The organism is Microbispora sp. GKU 823 (assembly GCF_002027145.1).
In the GTDB taxonomy this organism is placed as follows: domain Bacteria; phylum Actinomycetota; class Actinomycetes; order Streptosporangiales; family Streptosporangiaceae; genus Microbispora; species Microbispora siamensis.
In genome coordinates, this window is record NZ_MWJN01000262.1 from 1 (window position 1) to 1005 (window position 1005).

Genomic DNA, 1005 nt, shown 5'->3' on the forward strand with positions numbered 1-1005 from the left:
GAGAGGTCAGCTCTCGGAGGAGAAGGCGGCGTCGAAGGCGGCGTCGGGTGGGGTGATGGCGTTGAGCGAGCGGATGTAGGCGAGGGATTCCGGTGCGCCGTGCAGCCGGTCCATGCCCGCGTCCTCCCACTCGATGGAGATCGGGCCGTCGTAGCCGATGTGGTTGAGCGCGCGGAAGCACTCCTCCCACGGCACGTCGCCCCGGCCGGTGGACACGAAGTCCCAGCCGCGGCGGGGGTCGGCCCAGGCCAGGTGGGAGGCCAGGCGGCCGCGGCGGCCGTCGCGGGTGGCGACCCGGGCGTCCTTGCAGTCGACGTGGTAGATCCGGTCGGCGAAGTCGATGATGAAGTTCGCCGGGTCCAGGCCCTGCCACACCATGTGCGAGGGGTCCCAGTTCAGTCCGAAGGCCGGCCGGTGCCCGATGGCCTCCAGTGTCCGCACGGTGGTGTGGTAGTCGTAGGCGATCTCGCTGGGGTGCACCTCGTGGGCGAAGCGCACGCCGACCTCGTCGAAGACGTCGAGGATCGGGTTCCACCGGTCCGCGAAGTCCTGGTAGCCGGCCTCGATCATCGAGGGCGGCACCGGGGGGAACATGGCCAGGGTGTGCCAGATCGACGAGCCGGTGAAGCCGACGACGGTCGTGACGCCGAGTTTGGCCGCCGCGCGGGCGGTGTCCTTGATCTCCTCGGCGGCGCGGCGGCGTACGCCTTCGGGTTCGCCGTCGCCCCAGATGCGGGCGGGCAGGATGCCTTTGTGGCGTTCGTCGATGGGGTGGTCGCAGACGGCCTGGCCGACCAGGTGGTTGGAGATCGTCCATACCCCCAGGTTGTATTTGGCCAGGGTCTCCTTCTTGCGTTCGATGTAGGAGTCGTCGGCGAGGGCCTTGTCGACCTCGAAGTGGTCGCCCCAGCAGGCGATCTCCAGGCCGTCGTAGCCCCATTCCGAGGCCAGCCGGCAGACCTCCTCGAACGGCAGGTCCGCCCACTGCCCCGTGAACAACGTGAT

Annotated in this window: 1 protein-coding gene; it reads right to left on the reverse strand. The window is 69.3% G+C overall.

What is annotated here, in order from left to right:
• Nucleotides 1-6 precede the first annotated feature (6 nt).
• On the reverse strand, nucleotides 7-1005 hold a 999-nt coding region (locus B1L11_RS44655), incomplete at its 5' end, for a sugar phosphate isomerase/epimerase (protein WP_256863455.1).